Below are 23,997 nucleotides of genomic sequence, written 5' to 3'. Positions count from 1 at the left end.
GCCGAATCCGGGCAACCGGGTTCGGCTTTTTTGGTTGCGGTGCCCGTGCGCTGTGCTAAAGTCGCGCACCGAATTTTTCCACCCGTGCGCACCCCGGTGCGGAGGACAGCATGAGCAACATTCAACTCGACATCGAGTGGACCGAGGCCGCCACTCGCCAGATCAAGCAACTGATGCCCCGCGGCTCGGCCGACGCGTTCCTCGCGCTGCCGCCGATCGAGTGCCTGCCGATGGAGGGCGACGTGCTTTTCCTCGGCCCGCAAGGCAAGCAGCAACCGTTCATCGTCGCCGAGCGACAGTATCATCACGACGGCGACGCCGACTGGACCATCATCCTGATCCTCGACGTACCCAACACGTCGCACTGACGCACCCCGCGACCGGACGCGTCCGGTCGCTCCACCCGGCTCAGACGAGCTTCGACAGCACGCGGATTTCGGAACGCTCGATCCAGTTCGCGGCCGCTTCGCGATAAGCGAGAATGTGCGCGGAACGCGCATGAGCCGCCAGCGCCTCCTCGCTTTCCCAACGCTCGACGAATACGAACCGCGCGGGCTCCTTCAGGTCCCGATGCAGGTCGTACTGCAACGCACCTGCTTCGTTGCGGGTCGGCTCGACGATCCCTTCGAGCTGGGCGCGCAACTTTTCCTCGGCGCCCGGCTTCGCCACGATCAGCGCCACGACTGCAATTTCCGCCATTCTCGCCCCCTTCATCTGGAAAAGTCCGAGAATACGCGAATCATGCACCGAGCATCGGCCGTGCCGGCACGGCATCGCACGACGGCCCAAAAAAATAGCCCGCGCTTCAGAGAAGCGCGGGCGAAACCGTCGCCCTACGAGGATAGGCGACGGGGCCATCGAGATCCGCACGCTGGCGCGGATCATCATCAGTTGCGCCGACGCTAGTCGCGCCGGCATTCGAAGATGTCGATTCCGTTGATCGGGCGCTCGCGGCGCACCCCCGGCATCTGACGCCATCCTCCCTGTTTCAACGATTCCAACATATAAAGCAGATTGCGTGCCAGCCTCCGAATACCGGCCACCCCGTTGATTTATAAGGATAAGTTTTTGGGTTGGCGACAATGCGGCATGTGTTCTGCCGCCGTAACGCGCGCATGTTACGTAACGTCACGAGGAGGGACCGAACGTCCTGCACACGTGCGCCCCGGCGAGCGGCCATGAAAAAAGCCCGCCATGTGGCGGGCTTTGCATTGGTGCGGAGGAACGTCGAAATCAGCGGAGCTGATTCACGAGCAGCCCCATGATCTGGTGAGCCGGCGACGACGTATCGATCGCACCCGAATCGTCGACGACCGCCACGCGCGTCTGGTCGGCCGTGAGCGCCTTCACGTTGACACGGTACTGCTTCGCCTGCTTTTCCTTCTTGCCGTGGAACAGCTGGCTCCAGAAGCCCTGCTCGGCCGAACTCAGATCCTTCGGATCGACATAGCGCACGAAATACAGGCCCTTCGTACGATCGCGATCGTCGACCGTGAAGTTCGCACGGTCGAGCGCGAGACCGACGTGCAGCCACGACCGGTCGTACGGCTCGCCAAGCGTAACTTCCGACGGGACGGCAGCATCGGCCACATCGTTGCCTTGTGCCGACGTGCGGGAGACGTTTTGCGCGGCAATCGCTGCAGCGGCCTTCGACGATGCGTCGGTATCGGCCTTCTTGTCCTTGTCCTTCGGTACCGTGTTGTCCTTGATGTTCGCGATCGGCGGCTCGCCATTCTTCGCGCGCTGCGCGTTCTGTGCGAGCACAGCCATCAACCGCTTCAGGTATTCGGTCTCGAGCGCCGGATCGTTCGGCTTCGGTTCCCACTTGCTCGAATCGTTGTTCGCACCCGTGATCGCTTCGTGCATCCCCTTCTGGCTGATGAACACGTAGGTGCCGCCATTCGGCGCCGAATCGAGACGCGTGCGGTACTTGTTGCGCTCGGCCGTCACGTACGAGTTGCCCATCGCCTTCGAGATCACGCTGCGGATCAGGCCGTCGTTGATCTGCGGATGGGTTTCGTTCCAGTCGGTTTCCATCACGCCCTTGTCGCGCTGGTCGACGACGAGCAGGAAGCCCTGCTCCTGCCAGAAGCGGCGAACCTGCGGCCAGACATCGGCCGGCTGCTTGCCGTCGATCACGAGCCAGCTCTCGGTGCCGTCGCGCTGGATATGCATGCCGGCCACAGCCGGAGCAACGGTGTCCAGCGCAGGCGCCGCCTGCTGGACCTGCTGAAGCGCGGACAGGGAAGTCGCGCCGCCCTGGGGCGGCAGCGAACGCTGATCGGCCGTCTCGTCGAGCATGTTGGGCGGCACTGCGAGCGACGCTTCCTTCGATTTCGAATCGCTCTTGTAGTCCACTTTCGTGGGCGACGATGTACCGCAACCGGCGACGAGCGCGCCGGTGGCGAGCACTGCAGCGAACCGCATGGTAAGACGAAGATCAGTCATGTTCGGGGAATCCTCTTCCGCTAAATCACGGCGCTTTCCGTGGATCAACCTTGCATTTTACCGGGGCCGCGCCGCGATGTGCAAAAAAGCGACCGGCAAGAAAAAAACCCGCGTCAGCCTGTGCTGACGCGGGTTCTTTGTCTGGTCGGGGCGAGAGGATTTGAACCTCCGACCACCTGCACCCCATGCAGGTACGCTACCAGGCTGCGCTACGCCCCGAAAGAAAAAAATTATAACAGACAGTCTTCCGATTTAGAACGGGTCGCATGCATTTTGTGAATATTCTTGTGAAATTTTTTGGCGCGACGGTATCGATGCAAGCAACGACGCGCATGGCATAGCGCCCTGAGCACCGGCCACACGGCCTCACAACGCATTCACCGCTTGCGCGCGACACAGATGACCGTCAGGCCGGCGACGCGGTTGAAGCGGAACATCGGCAACTCGATCCGACAGATCGTCTTGAGCAGGCCATTGACGAACGGATGGTGACGGCGCAATTGCGATGCGGGCTCGCGCGGATGCCGACGCGCCCGCTCGCCCAGCCGCAATGCAGCCGCGAGCGGAAACGTAAGACCGAAATAATAGGCGCCGTGCTCGACGTCGAGCCCCGCGCGACGCACCACGTCCTCGAGACTGCCGAGCGTATATCGGCGCTTGTGCTCGAGAAAATCGTCGTGGCCGCTCCAGAGGAACTGGAACGCGGGAACCGTGATCAGGAACCGGCTGCCCGACGGCGCGCCCTTCACGTACTGCATCAGCAGGCCGACGTCGTCGTCGACATGCTCGAGCACGTCCATCAGCAACACGAGATCGGCATCGAATCGTTCAACGGATCGCCGAAAGTGGATGGGTTTGCCGGCCGCCTCACCGTCGGTATCGTCGGCGTAGCTCGTATCGACACACCACGCCTCCGACGCCTGCGTACGCTCCAGCAAGTGCTTCGAGAAGAAGCCGGAGCCCGCACCGACATCGAGTATCCGGTTCGCGCCCGACGCACCCAGGAACCGACGGATCGCACTCGCCTTCGACGCGTAGTACCAGTGATCGCCCACGCCCGCACCCAATACGTCGACTTCCTTGAGATCCATGACGCTCCCCCGTGATGGCTACTGTGCTTTGGTCGATACAGCCACTGACGCCGATCTTACCTCGCCGCTGCCACCGATCCTATCGGTCGACGACTCGCGGCCGACACCGGGGGGCCTAATCGAAAAGGACGATGGCCGGTTCGCCGCAATTCGCTACTCGAGATCGATGCGCACGGGCGAACCGTCCGACTGCATGCCGATCGATCCGGCCCGCCCGGCTTTGCCGCGTCGCGCGTGATACAGAAGGCGGTGTCGGTCACCCCCGCAGTCGCGACCTCTTGTAACCGTCTCCGACAAAAGGCATTGCATGCATCGGAAAAACGAAACTTCCCGTCGACATTTTCTCCGGCTGGGTGCCGGCACGATAGGCGTGGCGCTGGGGAGCGTGTCATTGCTGTCGGCATGCGGAGGCGACTCGATTGCGGTCGCGCCGGTCACGACACTGCGCCTGAGTTCGGCATCGAATTTTCGTGACACGGCCGGGCCGGACGGAACCGGCTACGTGACGACGAGCGGCGCGAAGATGAAGAAAGGCGTGATCTATCGGTCATCCGCACTCGCGTTGTCCGCCGCAGACGTCGCCACCGTCGGCACGCTCGGCATCAGGCGAGTCTGCGGCACGCCTGCCGAGATCAGGACGCAACCGGATGTGCCGTTGGCCGGCGCCACCTGGCAAAACCTCGACGTGCTCGGGGCCGCCAGCATCGATCCGATCCCGACCACCGGCGTCACAGCGACGGCATTCATGCTGACCATGTACCGCGCGTTCGTCACGTCGGCCACCGCACATGCCAGCTATCACGCGCTCTTCACCGGCTTCGCTGCCTCCGGCAAAAACCTGGTGTTCCACTGTACGGCCGGCAAGGACCTCACGGGCGGGGCGACCGCCATCCTGCACACGATCCTCGGCGTCTCCGAGCAGACGATACTCGCGGACTATCTGCTGACCAACGTCTATAGCGTGTCGGAAATCGCCGCCTCCGTCGCCCAGGCGCAACAAGCCGGCGGGCAAAATGCGGCAGACATGATGACGCGCTGCAAGGCGCTCACACCGACTACCTGCAGGCAGCATTCGATCAGGTCACTACGTCGTACGCCTCGATGAGGTCGTATATCGCGAACGGCCTGCGACTCGACCAGGCCACGCAGAACGCGATCCGGCAGCACATGCTGGTCTGATCGGCCCGCGGGCCGCTGTGACGGGGCCGGATCGCATCCGCGCTTCGACCGTACGGGCCGCTGCACCTCGCGTCCGGCGAAACCCGCACCGGTCAAGGCTGAGGCGGGTTTGCCAAGGTGCAGCAACATCCGCCATTGATGGATTGCACAAAGCAAACGACCGTTTGATCCGGTCGCCCAACCACCCCGAATCCGTTGTCCCGCAGCGCGCCGGCCCGCTCGGCCCCGGCGCCCGTTGTTTGGTAACGCCGCTCTAGCACGCTATGACACACTGCACGGCATCGACGCTCGCGCCGTGCAGTGGTGCGCGCCGCCGTCGATCACGACAAGACATGGAGACAGACGATGCGGAATGCGGTCCGGCGCGGCCATCGCTCGCCTTTGGCAATTTTCGACTGGATTTCCGGCCCGCCACGCGCGGCCCGTCCCCTCTCGCCCACGACATCCCGCGTATTCGGCTGCGGCGTGCTGGCGCTCGCGCTGTTGTGTGCCGGTTGCGCGGAATCGTCCGCGCAGCGCGACGGCAACACGTCGGTCGCCTCGACGAAGATCGAGCGCACCAAAGCCGAACGCCTCGCCCGCGAGCAGCAGGTTGCACGCACCGTGCCGTCGCTTGCATCGATCAGCCTCACGCAACCGCGCCCGTTCACGCTGCGTGACTCGGGCCAGAACGGCGCGATGACGTTCCTGCGCGACGTCGATTTCCGTATCGTCAACAACCTCGGTTTCTTCATCCATCAGTTGTCGGCGACGCTCGTGCCGACGCAGGCCGGCTCACCGATCGTATTCGACGATCCGACGAGTTTTGCGATCGACGTGCATGAAGGCACGGTCACGCTCGACAATGCGAAGCTGACCGCCCTCTTCAACACCTACATCTTCGGCTACCGCAACGCGCCGCTGCGCAAGCTCGTCGTGTCGGCCGGCGACGGCGTGATTCATCTGCAAGGCGAGATGCAGCGCGACGGCTGGGTGCCGTTCTCGCTGACCGGCACGCTCGCGATCCGCGACGGCAGCCAGCTCGTGTTCCATCCGACGGGTGTGCGCGTATCGGGCATCAACGCGCAGCCGGTGATGCGCGCGGCCAACGTGAAGATGGCCGACCTGCTGAAAGTCCAGACGCCGATCGCGCAGCTCGCCGGCGACGATCTCGTGATGTCGGTCGACAAGCTGATGCCGCCGCCGCGCCTGAAGCTCACGATCACCGCGCTGCGCGTGACGCCGGCCGGCCTCGACCTGAAGCTCGACGACGGTACGCATGCCGGCTTCGCGATGCCTGCGAACGCACCGCAGCAAGCGATGGTCATTCGCGGCGGCGACGTGAAGTTCATGCGCTCGATGCCGATGAACGCGGACATCCTGATCGGTCCGGTCGATTCCACGAAGCGCGACCAGACCTTCGTGTTCGACCTGTATCACTATCGCGACCAGGTCTCGGCCGGCTACTTCAATTTCGACGAAAGCGGTGCAATGGCGATCCGGATGCCGTCGTACACGGGCCCGGCCAGCGGCGCGCTGCTCGGCAACGCGGCCGCGCGCCTGAACGACAGCTTCCTCGCCGCGCAGCAGAATGCGCTGCGCGACGTGCGCCAGCACTGGGAGGCCTATGCACTCGCGGCGAACACCGCTCACCCCGGCATGCAGAAGGTCGCCATGCGGCGCACGTCGACTACGCCGTTCAACGAGCGGCACGTGTCGAACCGCAACCCGACGATCCACCTGCGCAACGTCGACTTCAACCTGTCCGGGGATATCGGCTTTCATGTCGAGGATCTCGACGTGGAACTCGTCTCGAAGCGGCCCGGCGAACCCGTCGATCTCGACGATCCGAACCAGTACGACATCCGCATTCTCGGCGGCACCGTCGTCGAGTCGTGGAAGGCCATGTCCGCGCTCTTCAACAACTATCTGCTCGACTACTCGCCACGCTCGCTCAACGACCTGCAGCTGAGCGCGGACGGCACGAACCTGCGAGTCCAGGGCGGCATCAAGCTGTGGAACCATGTACCGGGCGTCTGGCTGCCGACCGACATGAAGGGCTCGTTGTCCGTGCTCGACGACCGGCACCTCGCGTTCAAGCCGTCCCAGGTGTCGGTGCTCGGCATTCCGCAGGCGAAGCTGCTGCGTTCGCTCGGCATCGAGCTCGCTTCGCTAACGCCGTTGCAACGGCGCGGCGCGGAACTGCGCGGCGACACGCTCGTGCTCGACCAGTACACCGTGTTCCCGCCGCCCGTGCTGAACGGCAAGCTCGGACAGGCAGCGGTCGAGCGTGACGGGCTGCGCCTCACGTTCAGGCGTCTGGCAGGCGCGCCCGCGCCGCAACGGCCGCAGATCGATGCGCCGAGCTACATGTGGATGGAAGGCGGCGACATGAAGATGTTCAACGTGCTCGAACTGAACGTGCGCGCGCTGATCCGGAATTCGGCCGAGGCCGGCCCGATGCGTTTCGACCTGTACGGCTACCGCAGCCAGGTCGCGCAAGGCTCGGTGCGGATGCTGCCGGACGGCACGCTGGTGGTCGACATGGGGCAAAGGAATCCGCTCGCATCGCGTTGATGCCCGCGCACGACACGCATGAAAAAAGCCCGGTGGCACGTCGCCAACCGGGCTTTTCATCTCATCTTTCGCGCTTCGCGCTCAGTCGTGCTTCAGTCCTTCGATCACGTCGAGCAGCGCCTGCCGCAACGCAGTCGGGTCGACGGTTGCGCCCGGCTTGCCCGGTGCGCGTGCATCGGCGGCCTGCGACTCCGGCTCGACGGGTGCCGCCGCGGCCCGCTCGCCGCCCGGCGAATCGAGCCGGTTGCGCGCGCCGTTGATCGTGAATCCCTGCTCGTACAGCAACTCGCGAATCCGCCGGATCAGCAGCACTTCGTGGTGCTGGTAATACCGACGATTGCCACGCCGCTTCACCGGCCGCAGCTGAGTAAATTCCTGTTCCCAATAGCGCAGCACATGCGGCTTGACCCCGCACAGTTCGCTGACTTCACCGATCGTGAAGTAGCGCTTCGCGGGAATCGGAGGCAAGACGACTTTCTCAACCGTAGTGGTCATCGTCGGTTAACCGTCGGTAAAGGGTGCGCGGCGGCCGCGCAGGGACGTCGGCGCGCGGGACTTACTCCGTGCCGTTTTCGACCAGCGCCTTCAGCTTCTGGCTCGCGTGGAAGGTTACCACCCGGCGGGCCGCGATCGGAATCGCCTCGCCCGTCTTCGGATTGCGGCCCGGACGCTGCGGCTTGTCGCGCAGCTGGAAATTGCCGAACCCCGACAGCTTGACGCTTTCGCCGTTTTCGAGCGCGTCGCGGATCACCTCGAAAAACGCCTCGACCATGTCCTTCGCTTCACGCTTGTTCAGCCCGACGCTGTCGAACAGCAGCTCCGCCAGCTCCGCCTTCGTCAGCGTGGGCGTCTCGGTGGACGCCGGCGCCGAAGCGTCGCGGTTCATGGCACTGCGTTGCGCCGTCAGGAGGGCTTCGAATTCACTCGAGGTCATGTCGTTCATATCTGCCATACAGCGCGTTAAATCAAAACTTACGATCGGAAAAGGCCGCCCGCGAGCGGGCGGACCTCCTCCTTAGCCGCGCAGGCGCGCACCGGCGCGAGCCATCCGCTCGACCAGCGTCTGGATCGCCTGATCGACGACCTCGTCCTGTAGCGTGCCAGCCGCGTCCTGCAGCGTCACGCGGAAGGCAAGGCTCTTCTCGTGCGCGGCAAGACCACCGGAAGTATTTGATTTTGCACGAAATTCGTCGAAGAGTACAACCTTCTGAACGAATCGGCAGGCCTCTTCGGCAAGCGCCTTCTTCATTTCGTCGAAAAGTGCCTGAACCTCGACCGCCTGATCGACGACAACGGCGATATCGCGACGAACCGGCGGGAATTTCGAAACGTCGGTCGGCGCAGGCAACGCACGCGCAATCAGCGCGTCCGCGTCGACCTCGAACATCACCGGCGCGTGCGGCAGCTCGTACTTCTGCATCAGGCGCGGGTGCAGTTCGCCGATCCAGCCGACCGCACGGCCGTCGACTTCGATGCGCGCGCTGCGGCCCGGATGGAGGGCCGGATGCTCTGCCTTCACGAAGCGCGCGGCCGCAGGCGCGAGCAGCGCCTCCAGATCGCCCTTCAAGTCGAAGAAATCGACCGCGCGGGTCGCCACGCCCCACTGCTCGTCGAGCGCCGGGCCATAGGCAAGCGCACCGACGCGCTTCGGCTGCACGTAGCCCTCGACCGTCAGCTCACCGGCCTTCGCCGCCGCATCGGTAAGGAACACGCGGCCAGCCTCGAACACGCGCACGCGATCTGCACGGCGGTTCAGGTTGTGGCGCAGCACGGAAATCAGGCTACCGAACAGCGTCGTGCGCATCACCGACAGCTGGCTCGCGATCGGGTTCAGCAGGCGGATCGGATGATCGTTGCCCGCGAAATCCTGCTCCCACTCCGCATCGACGAAGCTGAAGTTGACGGTTTCCGCATAGTCGCGCGCGGCGAGCGCGTGACGGATGTCGTGAATCGAGCGCCGCGTCTCGTTGGTCGCGCGCATTTCGCTCGTCGCGACCGGCGGACGCGCCGGGATCTTCTCGAAGCCGTAGATGCGCGCCACTTCCTCGATCAGGTCTTCCTCGATCTCGATGTCGAAGCGATGCGACGGCGGCGTGACGAGGAACGCGTCGTCTTCGCGCTCGAACGGCAGGCCGAGGCGCGTGAAGATGCTGGCGATCTCGTCGGCGCCGATCTGCACGCCGATGATGCGGTTCGCGCGCGACACGCGCATCTTCACCGGCGCGCGCTGCGGCAGGTTCACCGACTGATCGTCGACCGGGCCGGCTTTGCCGCCGCAGATCTCGAGAATCAGTTGCGTAATGCGCTCGACGTGCTCGACGGTCGTCGCGTAATCCACGCCGCGCTCGAAACGATGAGCCGCATCGGTCGAGAAGTTGTACTTGCGCGCACGACCGCGGATGCTGTCCGGCCACCAGAACGCGGCTTCCAGGTAGATGTTGGTCGTATCGAGCGTGACGGCCGTGCTGTCGCCACCCATGATGCCGGCCAGGCTTTCGACATGACGGTCGTCCGAAATCACGCCGACCGTTTCGTCGAGTTCGACCGTGTTGCCATTGAGCAGCTTCAGCGATTCGCCGCGCTTGCCCCAGCGCACCTCGATACCGCCGTGGATCTTGTCGAGATCGAACACGTGCGACGGGCGGCCGAGCTCGAACATCACGTAGTTCGAGATGTCGACGAGCGCCGACACGCTGCGCTGGCCGGAACGCTCGAGGCGCTCGACCATCCACTGCGGGGTCTTCGCGTGCGCGTTCACGCCGCGGATCACGCGACCCGAGAAACGGCCGCACAGATCGGGCGCGGCGATGCGCACCGGCAGCGTCTCGTCGAGCTCGACGCGCACCGGGCGGATGTCGACCGGCGTCAGCGGCGCGCCGGTGATCGCGGCCGTCTCGCGTGCGATACCGAACACGGACAGGCAGTCGGCCTTGTTCGGCGTCAGCTTGATTTCGAAGATCGTGTCGTCGAGATTGAGCGTCTCGCGGATATCCTGGCCGACCGGCGTATCTTCCGGCAGCACCAGCAGGCCGCTGTGATCCTCGGACAGCTTCAGCTCGCGTGCCGAGCACAGCATCCCCTGGCTCTCCACGCCGCGCAGCTTCGACAGCTTGATCGCGAACGGCTTGCCGCCCTCTTCCGCCGGCGGCAGTTCCGCGCCCACCAGCGCGACCGGTACCTTGATGCCGGGCGCGACGTTCGGTGCGCCGCAGACGATGTTCAGCGTCGCGCCGGTGCCGGCGTCGACCTGGCAGACATTGAGCTTGTCCGCATCCGGATGCTTGACGACTTCGAGCACGCGGCCGACGACGATCTTCGACGTCGGCGGCGCAGCCTTGCTCAGCGATTCGACTTCGAGCCCCGCCATCGTCAGCGCGTGCGACAGTTCGTCGGTCGTCAGCTGCGGGTCGACAAAGGTTCTCAACCAGGATTCAGGGAATTGCATGGATGTCTACGTTCGAAACAGGTTAGATCGACGCCCGGGCCCCTCGGAAACGTCCGTGGGGGCGTGCGCGGGCACAGGTCGGCGCGGCGCGCGCGTTACGCGAACTGGCGCAGGAAACGCAGGTCGTTCTCGAAGAACAGCCGGAGATCCTGGACGCCGTAGCGCAGCATCGTCAGGCGCTCGAGGCCGCTGCCGAACGCAAAGCCGATGTAGCGCTCGGGATCGAGGCCCATGTTGCGAATCACGGTCGGATGCACCTGCCCCGAACCGGAGATCTCGAGCCACTTGCCGGCGTTCTTGCCTTGCTCGAACATCATGTCGATCTCGGCCGACGGTTCCGTGAACGGGAAATACGACGGACGGAAGCGCACGAGGATGTCGTCGCGCTCGAAGAATTTTTTCAGGAAGTCGGTATAGACGCCCTTGAGGTCGGCAAAGCTGATGTTTTCGTCGATCCACAGCCCCTCGACCTGATTGAACATCGGCGAGTGGGTCGCATCGCTGTCGACGCGATACGTGCGGCCCGGCGCGATCACCTTGATCGGCGGACGGTTCATGCGCGCGTAACGCACCTGCATCGGGCTCGTGTGGGTGCGCAGCAGCAGCTGGCGGCCGTCGGCATCCTTGCCTTCGACGTAGAAGGTGTCCTGCATCGAACGCGCCGGATGGTTCTCCGGGCTGTTCAGCGACGTGAAGTTGTACCAGTCGGTCTCGATCTCGGGGCCGTCTGCCACGTCGAAACCGATCGAGCCGAAAATCTGTTCGACACGCTCCCACGTGCGCATCACGGGGTGCAGGCTGCCTGCACCGGCGCCGCGGCCCGGCAACGTCACGTCGATCGATTCGGCGGCGAGGCGCTGGTTCAGCAACGCATCGGCCAGTGCCTGACGGCGTGCGGTCAGCGCAGCTTCAACCTGCTGCTTCGCGACGTTGATGCGTGCGCCTTCGGTCTTGCGTGCTTCGGGATCGAGCTTGCCGAGGCCCTTCAGCAACTCGGTCAGCGCACCCGACTTGCCGAGAAATCGTGCTTTCTCGTTTTCGAGCGTGGTGATGTCGGCAGCCTGTTCGAAGGACTGCTGCGCGTCGGCGACAATCTGGTCCAGATCCATAGATCCCATCATTTCCAACGTCATTCGGTCTTGGCGAGCGAAATCGCACACCAAACAAAAAAGGGGCTCGGAAGAGCCCCGTTTTCGCTGCAGCGGCCGAGACTACCGGAACATCGCTGCAACTAACCACGCAGTGCTAATTTCGCAATTAGGCTGCAACGGCGGCTTTCACCTGCTTGACGATCGCAGCAAAAGCAGCCTTGTCGAACACCGCCATGTCGGCCAGCACCTTACGGTCGAGTTCGATCGACGCCTTCTTCAGGCCGTTGATGAACACGCTGTAGGTCATGTCGTGCTGGCGAACTGCCGCGTTGATACGCGTGATCCACAGTGCGCGGAACACACGCTTCTTGTTGCGGCGATCGCGGTACGCGTACTGACCAGCGCGCATCACCGCCTGCTTGGCGATGCGGTAGACGTTATTGCGACGGCCGCGATAACCCTTGGCCAGGTTGATGATCTTCTTGTGGCGGGCCCGTGCGGTTACCCCACGTTTGACTCGAGGCATGTTTCTCTCCTTGGAGTATCGATTGAGGGGTTACGCGAACGGGAGCATCGCGCGGACGGAGTTCAGATCGGAATCATGAACTGCCGTTGCACCGCGCAGATGGCGCTTGTTCTTCGTGGTTTTCTTGGTCAGGATGTGGCGCTTGAAGGCTTGACCGCGCTTGACGGTACCGCCCGGACGCACCACGAAGCGCTTTGCAGCGCTCTTCTTGGTCTTCATCTTAGGCATGACGAACAACTCCAGTTTATTAGATGGCGATGGGTGTGCGGTTGGCTTGCGCCCTTGACCCGCCCTTCGAAACCCAGTCCACTTGTGTACGGCGAACCGCTTGCGCAGCCGCCGTCATTGTTGGCACGCCGCCCTGACCGGGCAACGCGCCGAACCACTGCGAACCTGCGCGCGACGCGCGCGGGCCCGTTACTTCTTTTTCTTCGGCGAGAGCACCATGATCATCTGGCGCCCTTCCATCTTCGGCATCTGCTCGACCTGGCCGACTTCCTCGAGATCCGTGCGCAGACGCTCAAGCATCCGCATACCGATTTCCTGGTGAGCCATTTCGCGGCCACGGAAACGCAACGTGATCTTCGTCTTGTCGCCCTCTTCGAGGAAGCGCACGAGATTGCGGAGCTTGACGTTGTAATCCCCGTCATCGGTACCCGGGCGGAACTTGACTTCCTTGACCTGGATGACCTTCTGCTTCAGCTTCGCTTCGTGCTGCTTCTTCGATTCCTGGTACTTGAACTTGCCGTAATCCATCAGACGGCAAACCGGGGGAACCGCTTGCGGCGCGATTTCCACCAGGTCAACATCCAGTTCTTCCGATTTACGGAAAGCATCAGCGAGTTTTACGATACCGAGCGGTTCGTTCTCGATCCCGACCAGACGCACTTCCGGCGCAGTGATTTCACCGTTGATGCGATGCGACGACTTATCAGTAGCGATGTTACGTTTCCTCTAAAAATTAAAAAAACGAGCCGCGCTGCCAGGGCGGTTACTTGAACGAGCGCAGATCTTCCTGCAGACGCTCAACGAAGGCTTCGACCGGCATCACGCCAAGATCGACGCCGCCACGGGCACGCACGGCTACCGTTTGCGCATCACGCTCCTTATCCCCCACGACGAGGAGATAAGGCACCTTTTCCAGCGTGTGCTCGCGTATTTTATAGCTAATCTTCTCATTGCGCAAATCGGCCGACACTCTAACCCCTTGTTTTTGCAACGATTGGGCCAGAGATTGCGCATATTCGGCCTGACTTTCGGCGATATTGAGCACAACTGCCTGGAACGGCGCGAGCCAGGCCGGCATCGCACCAGCGTGGTGCTCGATCAAAATGCCCAGGAAACGCTCCATCGAACCGACGATCGCACGGTGCAACATCACCGGACGACGGCGGCTGCTGTCATCCGCGACATACTCGGCGCCGAGGCGCTCCGGCAGCACCATGTCGAGTTGCAGCGTGCCGCATTGCCACGAACGGCCGAGCGCATCCTTGATGTGGTACTCGATCTTCGGGCCGTAGAACGCACCTTCACCCGGCAGCTCTTCCCACGTGAGGCCGCAGGCCGTCAGCGCGTCGCGCAGGCCCTGCTCGGCGCGATCCCACGTCTCGTCCGTGCCCGCGCGCTGCTCCGGGCGCAGCGACAACTTGATGTCGATGTGATCGAAACCGAAGTCCTTGTACACGCTCATCGCCAGCGTGTTGAACGCAATCGATTCCGAGATGAACTGGTCTTCCGTACAGAAAATATGCGCATCGTCCTGCACGAAGCCACGCACGCGCATCAGGCCGTGCAGCGCGCCCGATGCCTCGTTGCGGTGGCACGAACCGAATTCCGCGTAACGCAGCGGTAGGTCTCGGTACGAACGCAGGCCGTGCTTGAACACCTGGACGTGGCCCGGGCAGTTCATCGGCTTGATCGCGTAGTCGCGCTTCTCCGACTCCGTCGTGAACATGTTCTCGCGGTAGTTCTGCCAGTGGCCCGACGCCTCCCACAGCGAGCGGTCCATGATCATCGGCGTCTTGATCTCGAGGTAACCGGCTTCGTTCACGCGGCGGCGCATGTACTGCTCGACCTGCTGCCACAGCGCCCAGCCCTTCGGATGCCAGAACACCATGCCCGGCGACTCTTCCTGCATGTGGAACAGGTCGAGCTGCTTGCCGAGCTTGCGGTGGTCGCGCTTTTCCGCCTCCTCGAGCATGTGCAGGTACTGATCCTGGTCTTCCTTCTTCGTCCAGGCCGTACCGTAGATGCGCTGCAGCTGCTCGTTCTTCGAATCGCCGCGCCAGTAGGCACCCGCGACCTTCATCAGCTTGAAGACTTTCATCTTGCCGGTGGACGGCACGTGCGGGCCGCGGCACAGATCGGTGAAGCCGCCATGCGAGTACAGCTTGATTTCGTCGCTTTGCGGAATCGATTCGATGATCTCGGCCTTGTACTTCTCGCCGATGCTGCGGAAATAACCGGCCGCCTCGTCGCGCGACACGACACGGCGCGTCACAGGCTCGTCCTTCTTCGCGAGCTCCTGCATGCGCTTTTCGATCTTTTCCAGATCTTCCGGCGTAAACGGACGGTTGTACGAGAAGTCGTAATAGAAGCCGTTGTCGATCACCGGGCCGATCGTCACCTGTGCATCCGGATACAGATCCTTCACCGCATACGCGAGCAAGTGCGCGGTCGAGTGACGGATGATGTCGAGGCCGTCGGCATCCTTGTCGGTCACGATCGCGAGCGACGCGTCGCGGTCGATCACGGCCGAGGTATCAACGAGCTCGCCATCGAGCTTGCCACCAAGCGCAGCCTTCGCAAGGCCGGGACCGATCGAGGCTGCAACCTCGGCAACTGTCACCGGATGCTCGTATTGTCGAACTGAGCCGTCAGGCAAGCGTATCGAAACCATAGGAATCTCCGTGATGCCGACAGTGGGCGGCAGACCAGGTACGCGATATAAAAATCACGCGGGAAAATTTCGCGACAAAAAAAATGCGGCCCCGCTTTCGAGGGGCCGCATTCGATACTTCACTCAGACTGAAAGGGCGAAAGGGTTCCTCGACTAGCGTCGCTCCGAAAAGGTTTCGGTCAACGTTCGCGGTGTCATAACCGTATTCGCCTTGTTCGCGTTGAGTTATTTACTGCATCGAACACCCGGAGACCGGGCATTCTCAATTCGTTGGTAGGCTCGATTGGACTCGAACCAACGACCCCCACCATGTCAAGGTGGTGCTCTAACCAGCTGAGCTACGAGCCTAGTGAAGCTAAGATTATATGGAGCCGTTACCCGCTTGGCAAGTCTTTTTATGCGGTCGCAGCAAAATAACGGGGTTCGAACCCCACATCATGCCTTCCGCCCGGCCCGCATGACGCCCTGCACCTCCCCGAGCAACGTGCACGCGCGCTGCACCTGCGCCGAGTTCGACACCTCGACCGTGAACTGCATGAATGCCGCGTTGCGGCGGCTCTGCGTCTTCACGCCCACGACGTTCATCTTCTCGCGCGCGAACACTTCGGAGATGTCGCGCAGCAACCCTTGCCGGTCGCTCGCCTCGATCATCAGGTCGACCGGATAGACGGACACGCCGCGCCCGCCGAGCACGTCGGCCGACCAGGTCGTCTGCAGCACGCGTTCCGGCGCACGCTCGACCATCCGGCGGAACGTCGGGCAATCGGTGCGGTGGATCGACATCCCCTTGCCGCGCGTGACGAAACCACTGATCGGATCGGGCGGCGCCGGACGGCAGCAGCGCGCGAGCTGGGTCAGCAGCGCATCGACGCCCACGACCAGCACGCCGGTCGACGCGCCGTGCGCCACGCTCGCGCCGCTGCCGCGCTTCTCGAAATCGGCCGGCGCTTCGGGCGCCGGTTCGGGCGGCGGTGCATCGGACAGCGCGTGCTCGACATTGCGCAGACTGAACTCTTCCTTGCCGACGACCGAGAACAGCTCCTCGGGCGACTTGAAGCCGAGCTTCGCGGCGAGGTTGTCCAGGTTGACCGACGTCTTGCCCTCGCGTTGCAGTGTCTTTTCGACGAGCGCGCGGCCATGCGAGACGTTTTCTTCCTGCTCGATCGAGTTGAACCATGCACGCACCTTCTGACGCGCGCGCGGGCTCTTCATATAGCCGAGCTGCGGGTTCAGCCAGTCGCGCGACGGCCCGCCCTCCTTCACCGCGACGATCTCGACCGTCTGGCCGTTTGCGAGCGGCGTGTTGAGCGGCACCATCGCGCCGTCGACGCGCGCGCCGCGGCAGCGATGGCCAAGCTCGCTGTGCAGGTGGTACGCGAAATCGACCGGCGTCGCGCCCTGCGGCAACGCGATCACGCGCGCCTGCGGCGTCAGCACGTAGATGTGGTCGTCGTCGAGCGACGTCTCGCGCAATTGCGCCCACGCCTTGTCGCCAGACTTTTCCGCGCCGTCCTCGACGTCGTCCTTCCACGCGAGCAGCTGGCGCAGCCATGCAATCTTCTCGTCGTACTTGTCGCTCGCCGAGAACTGGCCGCCGTAACCGCGCGCGCCAGCCTCCTTGTAGCGCCAGTGCGCGGCGACGCCGTACTCGGCGAAACGGTGCATCTCCTGGGTGCGGATCTGCACCTCGAACGCACGGCCGTCGTCGCCGATCACGACCGTGTGCAGCGACTTGTAGCCGTTCGGCTTCGGCCGCGAGATGTAGTCGTCGAATTCCTTCGGCACCGGCTGCCACAGGTGATGCACGATGCCGAGCACCGCGTAGCAATCCTTGATGTCCGGCACGATCACGCGAAACGCGCGCACGTCGTACAACTCGGAGAAATCGAGCTCCTTGCCGCGCATCTTGCGCCAGATGCTGTAGATATGCTTCGGCCGGCCGCTCACGTCGGCCTGGATGTTCGCGTCCGCCAGCTCCTGCTGCAACCGATCGATCGCCTGCGTGACGTACGCTTCGCGCTCGATGCGCTTCTCGTCGAGCAACTTCGCGATCCGCTTGTAGGTGACGGGATCCTCGAAGCGGAACGCGAGATCCTCGAGTTCCCACTTCAGTTGCCAGATGCCGAGACGGTTCGCGAGCGGCGCATAGATCTCGAGCGTCTCGCGCGCGACGTCGGGCGGCGGGTCGATCTTCGCGGCCGCGTAGTAGCGCAGCGACTGCAGGCGCGACGCGAGCCGGATCAGCACCACGCGGATGTCTTGCGCGAACGCAAGCAGCATCTTGCGCAGCGCCTCGATCTGCGTACGCCGCTCTTCCGCCGCGTCGCGCCCCGCGTCGGGCACCGCATTCTGCGCAGCACGCAGGCTGACGGTACCGAGCCGCAACAGCTTGCGCACGTCGGACACGAGCCGCGCCACTTCGTCGCCGAAACGCTCGGTGAGTTCGCGCTCGGGGTCGCTCAGGTGCGGCGTCAGCACGAACAGCGCGGCCGCCTGCATCGCGGACGGATCGACGTTCAGCGTGCGCATGATCGACGCCGTGCCCGCCGAGTGATCGGCGAGCAGTTCGCCCGACGACAGGCGCACGTCGCCGGCCCGCTCGCGCACGAACGCGAGCACGTCGTCGAACGACGGCGCCGCGACGGGGGAAACGGAAACGGACTCGGTCATTGCTCGGCCTGGCGGAATACGGTCATCGTCGGATTACGTTCAGTTCAGCTCCGCTGCGCGGCGACGACCACGATTTCGACGAGCAGCGCGGGATCCGCGAGCTTCGCTTCGACGGTGGCACGCGGCGGCGTGTTGCCGTGCGCGACCCATGCATCCCACTCCGCATTCATGCCTTCGAAGTTCGCCAGATCCGAGATGTAGATCTGCACCGACAGCAGATGCGCCTTGTCGCTGTTCGCTTCGGCAAGCAGGCGGTCGATGTGGCCGAGCACTTCGCGCGTCTGGCCCTTGATGTCCTGCGTGGTGTCTTCGGCGATCTGGCCGGCCAGATACACGGTACCGTTGTGGATCGCGGTTTCGGAGAGACGGGCCCCGACGTGGTGACGAATGACTGCCATGGAATGTTCCGGTCGTGAGTGGGTGAAATCGGACGGCGGCACGGCCGGCGTGCCGCCGAACCGCATATTATGACGCGTTTATGCGCCGCCTTCGACGAAAAACCGCCGCGCGAGCGCAATCTGGCCGGCGTCGATGAACGCCGGCGCATGGCCCGCCCCGGGAATCTCGGCGTGCGTCACCTGCCGGCCGCGGCGCACCATGTCGGCCACCGTCTCGCGCGACAGCAGGTCGGACGTCTCGCCGCGCACGACGAGCAGCGAGGCGTTCGTCGTCTCGATCGCGTGCCACAGCGCCGCTTCGCCGAGGGCAGCCAGCTCGGGCGTCGTCGCCTTGAACGGTTCGGCGATGCGTGGATCGTAGCGGATCGCCCAGCCACCTTCGGGCAGCTCGCGCAGCAGCGGCCCGTTGATCTCGCGCCACTCGTCGGCGGTCAGCGCACCGAACGGCAGCGACAGCGACGTCAGATAATCGATGCCTTCCTGCCGGGTCGCAAAGCGCGGCTGCACGCCGAGATATTCGCCGATGCGCGTCAGCGAATCGGGTTCGATGCGCGGACCGACGTCGTTGACGATCATCCGGCGCAGCGGCGAACCGGGCAGCCCCGCGAACGCCATGCCGATCAGCCCGCCCATCGACGTGCCGAACCAGTCGACCGATTCGACGTCGAGTCGCGCGATCAGCGTCACCATGTCGGCCACGTACTGCGGAATCGCATAGAGCCGCGGATCGGCCAGCCAGTCCGATTGGCCGCGCCCGACGACATCGGGGCAGACGACGCGATACGTATCGGACAGCGCAGCGGCAAGCCGGTCGAAATCGCGCCCGGAGCGGGTCAGGCCATGCACGCAGACCAGCACGCGCGGGTTGGCAGGATCGCCCCACTCGGTATAGGCGACGTAGTGAAGGCCGGCAGCGCTCGCACACTGCACGCGCCGCTGGCGAGGAACCTGGGAATTCGCTGGGGTCGTTGGCATCGTTGGCATCCTGTCGAACGGGGGGGCGACGCGCGGGGCAACGCTTGCGACGCCCGATGCAAACGATTGTAAACCGCTTCAGCCGCACGGGTCCGCTCGTCGGGCACCCGACAATCGGCCTGACGGAGGACACAATGACAAACGCCCCGCATGCCGTCGTCCGGCGTGCGGGGCGTCGAATCCGCGCCGACGCGCGGAACCTTATGCGACCGCGCTGACGTCGAGCGGCGCGCCCGTCTTCGCCTGGATCTCGTCGGCGCTCACGCCATCCGCGAGTTCAAGGACCTTCAGGCCGGACGGCGTCACTTCGATCACGCCGAGATCGGTGATGATCAGGTCGACCACGCCGACCCCCGTCAACGGCAGGTTGCATTCCTCGAGGATCTTGTGCTGGTCGCCCTTCGCGACATGCTCCATCAGCACGACGACGCGCTTCACGCCGGCGACCAGATCCATTGCGCCGCCCATCCCCTTGATCATCTTGCCGGGGATCATCCAGTTCGCGAGGTCGCCCTGCTTGCTGACCTGCATCGCGCCGAGGATCGCGAGGTTAATGTGGCCGCCGCGGATCATCGCGAACGAATCGGCCGACGAGAAGATCGACGAGCCCGGCAGCGTCGTGACGGTCTGCTTGCCGGCGTTGATGAGATCGGCGTCGACTTCGTCTTCGGTCGGCGACGGGCCGATGCCGAGCAGGCCGTTCTCCGACTGCAGCCACACCTCGACGCCTTCCGGCACGTGGTTCGCGACGAGCGTCGGCAGGCCGATGCCGAGGTTCACGTAGAAGCCGTCCTGCAGTTCCTTCGCCGCGCGCGCGGCCATCTGGTCACGATTCCAGGCCATGTCAGTCTCCTTTCGCGCGTACGACGCGTTGTTCGATGCGTTTTTCGGGCGTCGCGTTCAGCACGATGCGCTGCACGAAAATCCCCGGCGTGTGGATGTGGTCCGGGTCGAGTTCGCCGTTCTCGACGATTTCCTCGACTTCCGCGACGGTGATCTTGCCGGCCATCGCGCACATCGGGTTGAAGTTGCGCGCAGTGCGGCGAAAAATCAGGTTGCCCGACTTGTCGGCCTTCCAGGCCTTCACGAGCGCGACATCGGCCGTCAGCGACGGCTCGAGCACGTAGTGGCGATCGCCGAACTGGCGGGTTTCCTTGCCTTCCGCGATCACGGTGCCGTAGCCCGTGTTCGTGAAGAACGCCGGAATGCCCGCGCCGCCCGCACGCAGCTTTTCGGCCAGCGTGCCTTGCGGCGTGAATTCGAGCTCGAGTTCACCGGCCAGGTACTGGCGCTCGAACTCCTTGTTCTCGCCGACGTACGACGAGATCATCTTCTTGATCTGGCGCGTTTCCAGCAACAGGCCGAGACCGAAGCCGTCGACGCCCGCGTTGTTGCTGATGCAGGTGATGCCCTTGACGGCCGAATCGCGCAACGCCGCGATCAGTGCCTCCGGAATCCCGCACAGGCCGAAGCCGCCCACCGCGAAGGTCTGTCCGTCACGGACGATCCCTTCCAGCGCGGCAGCCGCGCTTGGATAGACTTTGTTCATCTGTTGTCCCTTCCTCTATGGAAACCAGCGAAACCGGTTCACGCGCCCACTTGGCCCGCAAGCCCGCCGCATCATTCTATGCATGCACGGCGATGCCTGCGTCGAGGCGCGCTGTTTTTATACCGCGGCGAACCGCCACGAGATGCCTGAAAGGGTACGATGCAGCGCGGATGCGGCACAATACGCAAAAATACATAAGCGTTTGCCTCCGCTTGCCTGCGCCATGCCCGCTCTCGACTACCAGACCGCCTTCCACCTCGCGCCGCTCGGCCTCGTCCTGTCGCGCGACCGCGTGATCGAGGACTGCAACGACGCGCTCGCGTCGATCTTCCGCTGCGTGCGGGCCGACCTGATCGGGAAATCGTACGAGGTGCTGTACCCGTCGACGGACGAATTCCAGCGAATCGGCGAACGTATCGCGCGCGTCATGGCCGCGAACGGCATCTACTCGGATGACAGAATCATGAAGCGCGCGGACGGCGAGCTGTTCTGGTGTCATGTTACCGGCCGCGCGCTCGACCGTACCGCGCCGCTCTCGGCGGGCGTCTGGACTTTCGAGGATTTGAGCGCGACGCGCCGGGTCGCCGTGGAGCTGACCCCGCGCGAGCGCGAGATCGCCGCGCAGCTCGCGACCGGCAAGACCAGCAAGCAGATCGGGCGCGTGCTCGACATCAGCTCGCGCACGGTCGACATCTACCGCGCACGCCTGATGCGCAAGTACGGGACCAACAATACGCCGGAGCTGCTGCAGCGCCTGCTCGGGCAGTGAATGGCGGCTCCCGGATGACAATCGGCCGCGCATGGCGGCCGATTCGGGAAACAACGGGCACGGCGTACCGCCGGCGACCTGGCGCCGGCCTCGCCGTCTCGACGCTCAGCCGACTTTCGTCGCGAGCGCGCGCTCGATCGTGTCGCGCAGCAACTGGGGCAGCGGCACCGACTTGCCGAGCGCGTAGTCGACCCACACGCAGCGCGCATTGCCGCGCGCATAGACATGCTGCGGATCGTCGGCGCGCGTCAGCTCGAAACCCGTGTCGAAGCTGCTGCGGCCGGGTTTCGCCGCCGACATCCTCGCGATCACGTCGCCCGGATAGTGCAGCTGCTTGAGAAACTCCATCGACGCCGTGACGATGACGGGCCCCTGCCCCTCGCCGTTGCCGCCGGCGATGCCGAGCGCCTCGAACCACGAGATCCGCGCCTGCTCCATGTAGCGGAAATAGACCGTGTTGTTCACATGGCCGAACGCGTCCATGTCGCCCCAGCGGATCGGCATCGACATCTCAAAAACGGGGGAATAATCGCTCATTGCAGTCTTCTTTGTTGCTGAATGTCATCCGCTCAGGCGAGGCCAAAGCCATCGTCGGCGGAGATAACCGAGCCATTGATGAACTGCGACTCGTCGGCCGCGAGCAGCAACAACAGCCCGTCGAGATCCTGCGGCTTGCCGACGCGCCGGCGCGGCAGCATCGACTGCAGCTTCTGGCCCTGCTCGGTTTCCCACAGGTAATGATTGATTTCGGTATCGATATAGCCCGGACAGATCGCGTTGACGTTGATCCCGTGGCGCCCCCACTCGAGCGCCATCGCGCGCGTCATCTGCACGACCGCGGCCTTGCTCATCGCGTACAGCCCGATCTGCGGAAACACGCGCAGCCCGGCCACCGACGCGATGTTGATGATCCGGCACGGCGGCTTGCCGTTGCCGCTTCCGTTCGCGCGCATGATCATCCGCTTCGCGACTTCCTGCGCGACGAAAAACGCGCCGCGCGTGTTGGTATCGAACACGAACTCGAAATCCGCCGGCGTCACGTCGACGAGCTTCTGCATCGTCGAGACGCCCGAATTGTTCACGAGGATGTCGATCGTACCGGCTTCCGTCTCCGCGTGCGCGACCGCCGCCTTGATGCTCTGGACGTCGGTGACGTCGAGCGACACGACGTGCGCGGCACCGCCCGCGGCCTCGATCTCGGCACGCAGTTCCTTCAGGCGCTCGACACGACGGCTCGCGAGCACGACCTTCGCACCGGCCTGCGACAGCACCTGCGCAAAGCGCTGCCCGAGGCCGCTCGACGCACCCGTGACCAGCGCAACCTTGCCTTCCAGATTGATCGATCGACCCATTTGCACTTCCCCTTTCGATGTCGTTTCGCCGCCACGGGCAGCATGGCCCGAACGGCATTACCCTAGCACGAAAATAGAACGATCGTGCTAATCTAGCCGCATGCTGTTGCGGCAAGCGTTTCGTTTCGCAGACAATACGCTCCCGAATAAAAGCATTCTAACGGTTAGAGGAACGCCAATGACCCCCGCAAGCCTCATCGAGCAATACGGCCCGCGCGAATCGATGGAATACGACGTCGTGATCGTCGGCGGCGGCCCCGCCGGGCTGTCGGCGGCGATCCGGCTCAAGCAGCTGGCCGCCGAGAAAGGCACCGAAATCGGCGTGTGCGTGCTCGAGAAGGGTTCCGAGATCGGCGCGCACATCCTGTCGGGCGCGGTGATGGACCCGCGTGCGATCAACGAACTGTTCCCCGACTGGAAGGAACGCGGCGCGCCGCTCGACGTCGAGGTGACGGAAGACCGCTTCCTGTTCCTGTCCGAGAAGAGCGCGGTCACCACGCCGAACTGGGTGCTGCCCGCCAACTTCCAGAACCACGGCAACTATGTGATCTCGCTGGGCAACGTCACGCGCTGGCTGGGGGCACAGGCCGAGGCGCTCGGTGTGGAAATCTTCCCGGGCTTCCCGGCTGCGGAGATCCTCTACAACGACGACGGCTCGGTAAAAGGCGTCGCGACCGGCAACATGGGCGTGGGCAAGGATGGCGAGCCGACCGAGAACTTCCAGCTCGGCATGGAGCTGCACGCGAAGTACACGCTGTTCGCCGAAGGCTGCCGCGGCCACCTCGGCCGCCAGCTGATCTCGAAGTTCAAGCTCGACGCGAACGCGGATCCGCAGGCCTACGGGATCGGCCTCAAGGAGCTGTGGGAGATCGATCCGGCCAAGCACAAGCCGGGCCTCGTGATCCACACGGCCGGCTGGCCGCTGAAGTCGGACACCTACGGCGGCTCGTTCCTGTATCACATGGACAACAACCAGGTGGTGGTCGGCTTCGTGGTGGGCTTGGGCTACACGAACCCGTACCTGTCGCCGTTCGAGGAATTCCAGCGCT

General features: G+C 64.0%; 25 protein-coding genes and 2 tRNA genes. 7 read left to right on the top strand and 20 right to left on the bottom strand.

From position 1 onward, the window contains the following. Positions 1-110: 110 nt before the first annotated feature. The gene (locus tag G3N64_RS05195; RefSeq protein ID WP_021162409.1) at positions 111-368 is read left to right on the top strand and encodes a hypothetical protein; all 258 of its coding nucleotides are present in this window, start codon (positions 111-113) and stop codon (positions 366-368) included. A gap of 40 nt (positions 369-408) precedes the next feature. On the opposite strand, the gene G3N64_RS05190 is transcribed toward G3N64_RS05195, so the two are convergent. Both G3N64_RS05190 and bamC read right to left on the bottom strand, forming a co-directional pair. Next, positions 409-699 carry a putative quinol monooxygenase gene (locus tag G3N64_RS05190; protein ID WP_174912666.1) on the bottom strand — a complete coding sequence of 97 codons (291 nt, stop codon included), beginning with the start codon at positions 697-699 and terminating at the stop codon, positions 409-411. A 534-nt stretch (positions 700-1,233) separates the two neighbouring features. After that, the gene (bamC, locus tag G3N64_RS05185; protein WP_205782682.1) at positions 1,234-2,448 is read right to left on the bottom strand and encodes an outer membrane protein assembly factor BamC; all 1,215 of its coding nucleotides are present in this window, start codon (positions 2,446-2,448) and stop codon (positions 1,234-1,236) included. On the opposite strand from bamC, the gene G3N64_RS40150 reads away from it, so the two are divergent. After that, the gene (locus G3N64_RS40150; protein WP_277399091.1) at positions 2,447-2,575 is read left to right on the top strand and encodes a hypothetical protein; all 129 of its coding nucleotides are present in this window, start codon (positions 2,447-2,449) and stop codon (positions 2,573-2,575) included. The genes bamC and G3N64_RS40150 overlap by 2 nt on opposite strands. A gap of 15 nt (positions 2,576-2,590) precedes the next feature. Here the strand turns inward: G3N64_RS40150 and G3N64_RS05180 are convergent. Both G3N64_RS05180 and G3N64_RS05175 read right to left on the bottom strand, forming a co-directional pair. Beyond that, positions 2,591-2,667, bottom strand: a tRNA-Pro gene (locus tag G3N64_RS05180). A 158-nt stretch (positions 2,668-2,825) separates the two neighbouring features. Continuing rightward, positions 2,826-3,539, bottom strand: coding sequence for a methyltransferase domain-containing protein (locus tag G3N64_RS05175; protein WP_205782681.1), 714 nt, complete (start codon positions 3,537-3,539; stop codon positions 2,826-2,828). Positions 3,540-3,846: 307 nt separating this feature from the next. On the opposite strand from G3N64_RS05175, the gene G3N64_RS05170 reads away from it, so the two are divergent. The 3 genes from G3N64_RS05170 to G3N64_RS05165 all read left to right on the top strand — a co-directional run bounded on the left by G3N64_RS05170 (position 3,847) and on the right by G3N64_RS05165 (position 7,274). Next, positions 3,847-4,644, top strand: coding sequence for a tyrosine-protein phosphatase (locus G3N64_RS05170; protein ID WP_241020782.1), 798 nt, complete (start codon positions 3,847-3,849; stop codon positions 4,642-4,644). Continuing rightward, the gene (locus G3N64_RS39600; RefSeq protein WP_241020784.1) at positions 4,599-4,718 is read left to right on the top strand and encodes a tyrosine-protein phosphatase; all 120 of its coding nucleotides are present in this window, start codon (positions 4,599-4,601) and stop codon (positions 4,716-4,718) included. Before G3N64_RS05170 ends, G3N64_RS39600 begins: the two co-directional genes overlap by 46 nt. Positions 4,719-5,063: 345 nt before the next feature. After that, positions 5,064-7,274, top strand: a complete 2,211-nt coding sequence (locus tag G3N64_RS05165) for a hypothetical protein (RefSeq protein WP_205782680.1) — start codon at positions 5,064-5,066, stop codon at positions 7,272-7,274. Positions 7,275-7,355: 81 nt separating this feature from the next. Here the strand turns inward: G3N64_RS05165 and G3N64_RS05160 are convergent, their stop codons facing one another. The 14 genes from G3N64_RS05160 to G3N64_RS05095 form a co-directional block, all read right to left on the bottom strand. After that, entirely contained in the window at positions 7,356-7,769 is a 414-nt protein-coding gene (locus G3N64_RS05160; RefSeq protein ID WP_205782679.1) for a MerR family transcriptional regulator, read from the bottom strand. Positions 7,770-7,830: 61 nt separating this feature from the next. Next, positions 7,831-8,217 carry an integration host factor subunit alpha gene (locus G3N64_RS05155; RefSeq protein WP_046545481.1) on the bottom strand — a complete coding sequence of 129 codons (387 nt, stop codon included), beginning with the start codon at positions 8,215-8,217 and terminating at the stop codon, positions 7,831-7,833. A gap of 72 nt (positions 8,218-8,289) precedes the next feature. Further along, on the bottom strand, positions 8,290-10,719 hold the full coding sequence (gene pheT, locus G3N64_RS05150; RefSeq protein ID WP_205782678.1) for a phenylalanine--tRNA ligase subunit beta: 2,430 nt from the start codon (positions 10,717-10,719) through the stop codon (positions 8,290-8,292). Positions 10,720-10,814: 95 nt separating this feature from the next. Beyond that, the gene (gene pheS / locus G3N64_RS05145) at positions 10,815-11,828 is read right to left on the bottom strand and encodes a phenylalanine--tRNA ligase subunit alpha (protein ID WP_021162419.1); all 1,014 of its coding nucleotides are present in this window, start codon (positions 11,826-11,828) and stop codon (positions 10,815-10,817) included. Positions 11,829-11,976: 148 nt separating this feature from the next. Beyond that, positions 11,977-12,336, bottom strand: a complete 360-nt coding sequence (gene rplT / locus G3N64_RS05140) for a 50S ribosomal protein L20 (protein WP_004192938.1) — start codon at positions 12,334-12,336, stop codon at positions 11,977-11,979. Positions 12,337-12,366: 30 nt separating this feature from the next. Beyond that, on the bottom strand, positions 12,367-12,564 hold the full coding sequence (gene rpmI / locus G3N64_RS05135) for a 50S ribosomal protein L35 (RefSeq protein ID WP_004191477.1): 198 nt from the start codon (positions 12,562-12,564) through the stop codon (positions 12,367-12,369). A 189-nt stretch (positions 12,565-12,753) separates the two neighbouring features. Then, positions 12,754-13,278, bottom strand: coding sequence for a translation initiation factor IF-3 (infC, locus tag G3N64_RS05130; RefSeq protein ID WP_071734130.1), 525 nt, complete (start codon positions 13,276-13,278; stop codon positions 12,754-12,756). A 49-nt stretch (positions 13,279-13,327) separates the two neighbouring features. Continuing rightward, positions 13,328-15,235: a threonine--tRNA ligase gene (thrS, locus tag G3N64_RS05125; RefSeq protein WP_205782677.1), complete on the bottom strand. Its 1,908-nt coding sequence runs from the start codon at positions 15,233-15,235 to the stop codon at positions 13,328-13,330. 271 nt (positions 15,236-15,506) lie between these two features. Further along, a tRNA-Val gene (locus tag G3N64_RS05120) sits at positions 15,507-15,583 on the bottom strand. 87 nt (positions 15,584-15,670) lie between these two features. Beyond that, positions 15,671-17,905 (bottom strand): bifunctional (p)ppGpp synthetase/guanosine-3',5'-bis(diphosphate) 3'-pyrophosphohydrolase, encoded by a 2,235-nt coding sequence (locus G3N64_RS05115; protein ID WP_205782676.1) that lies wholly within the window; start codon positions 17,903-17,905, stop codon positions 15,671-15,673. A 44-nt stretch (positions 17,906-17,949) separates the two neighbouring features. Then, a complete protein-coding gene (locus G3N64_RS05110; RefSeq protein WP_011351776.1) occupies positions 17,950-18,303 on the bottom strand; it encodes a RidA family protein in 354 nt (117 codons plus the stop codon). Between the two features lie 78 nt (positions 18,304-18,381). Next, complete coding sequence (locus tag G3N64_RS05105; RefSeq protein ID WP_205782675.1) at positions 18,382-19,278, bottom strand: alpha/beta hydrolase; 897 nt, start codon at positions 19,276-19,278, stop codon at positions 18,382-18,384. A 201-nt stretch (positions 19,279-19,479) separates the two neighbouring features. Beyond that, positions 19,480-20,121, bottom strand: a complete 642-nt coding sequence (locus G3N64_RS05100; RefSeq protein ID WP_021162427.1) for a CoA transferase subunit B — start codon at positions 20,119-20,121, stop codon at positions 19,480-19,482. A gap of 1 nt (position 20,122) precedes the next feature. Beyond that, the gene (locus G3N64_RS05095) at positions 20,123-20,827 is read right to left on the bottom strand and encodes a CoA transferase subunit A (RefSeq protein WP_043182547.1); all 705 of its coding nucleotides are present in this window, start codon (positions 20,825-20,827) and stop codon (positions 20,123-20,125) included. Between the two features lie 223 nt (positions 20,828-21,050). On the opposite strand from G3N64_RS05095, the gene G3N64_RS05090 reads away from it, so the two are divergent. Beyond that, positions 21,051-21,596: a LuxR C-terminal-related transcriptional regulator gene (locus G3N64_RS05090; RefSeq protein ID WP_205782674.1), complete on the top strand. Its 546-nt coding sequence runs from the start codon at positions 21,051-21,053 to the stop codon at positions 21,594-21,596. Positions 21,597-21,701: 105 nt separating this feature from the next. Here G3N64_RS05090 and G3N64_RS05085 read toward each other — a convergent pair whose 3' ends face one another. Both G3N64_RS05085 and G3N64_RS05080 read right to left on the bottom strand, forming a co-directional pair. Then, positions 21,702-22,133 carry a thioesterase family protein gene (locus tag G3N64_RS05085; RefSeq protein ID WP_205782673.1) on the bottom strand — a complete coding sequence of 144 codons (432 nt, stop codon included), beginning with the start codon at positions 22,131-22,133 and terminating at the stop codon, positions 21,702-21,704. A 32-nt stretch (positions 22,134-22,165) separates the two neighbouring features. Further along, the gene (locus tag G3N64_RS05080; RefSeq protein ID WP_205782672.1) at positions 22,166-22,948 is read right to left on the bottom strand and encodes an SDR family oxidoreductase; all 783 of its coding nucleotides are present in this window, start codon (positions 22,946-22,948) and stop codon (positions 22,166-22,168) included. A 178-nt stretch (positions 22,949-23,126) separates the two neighbouring features. On the opposite strand from G3N64_RS05080, the gene G3N64_RS05075 reads away from it, so the two are divergent. Further along, a partial coding sequence (locus G3N64_RS05075) for an NAD(P)/FAD-dependent oxidoreductase (RefSeq protein ID WP_205782671.1) occupies positions 23,127-23,997 on the top strand: 871 nt, incomplete at its 3' end.

The organism is Burkholderia sp. Ac-20344, from assembly GCF_017104975.1.
Classification (GTDB): domain Bacteria; phylum Pseudomonadota; class Gammaproteobacteria; order Burkholderiales; family Burkholderiaceae; genus Burkholderia.
The sequence above is the reverse complement of the archived record's forward strand: the minus strand, read 5'-3'. Positions and strand labels throughout refer to the sequence as shown.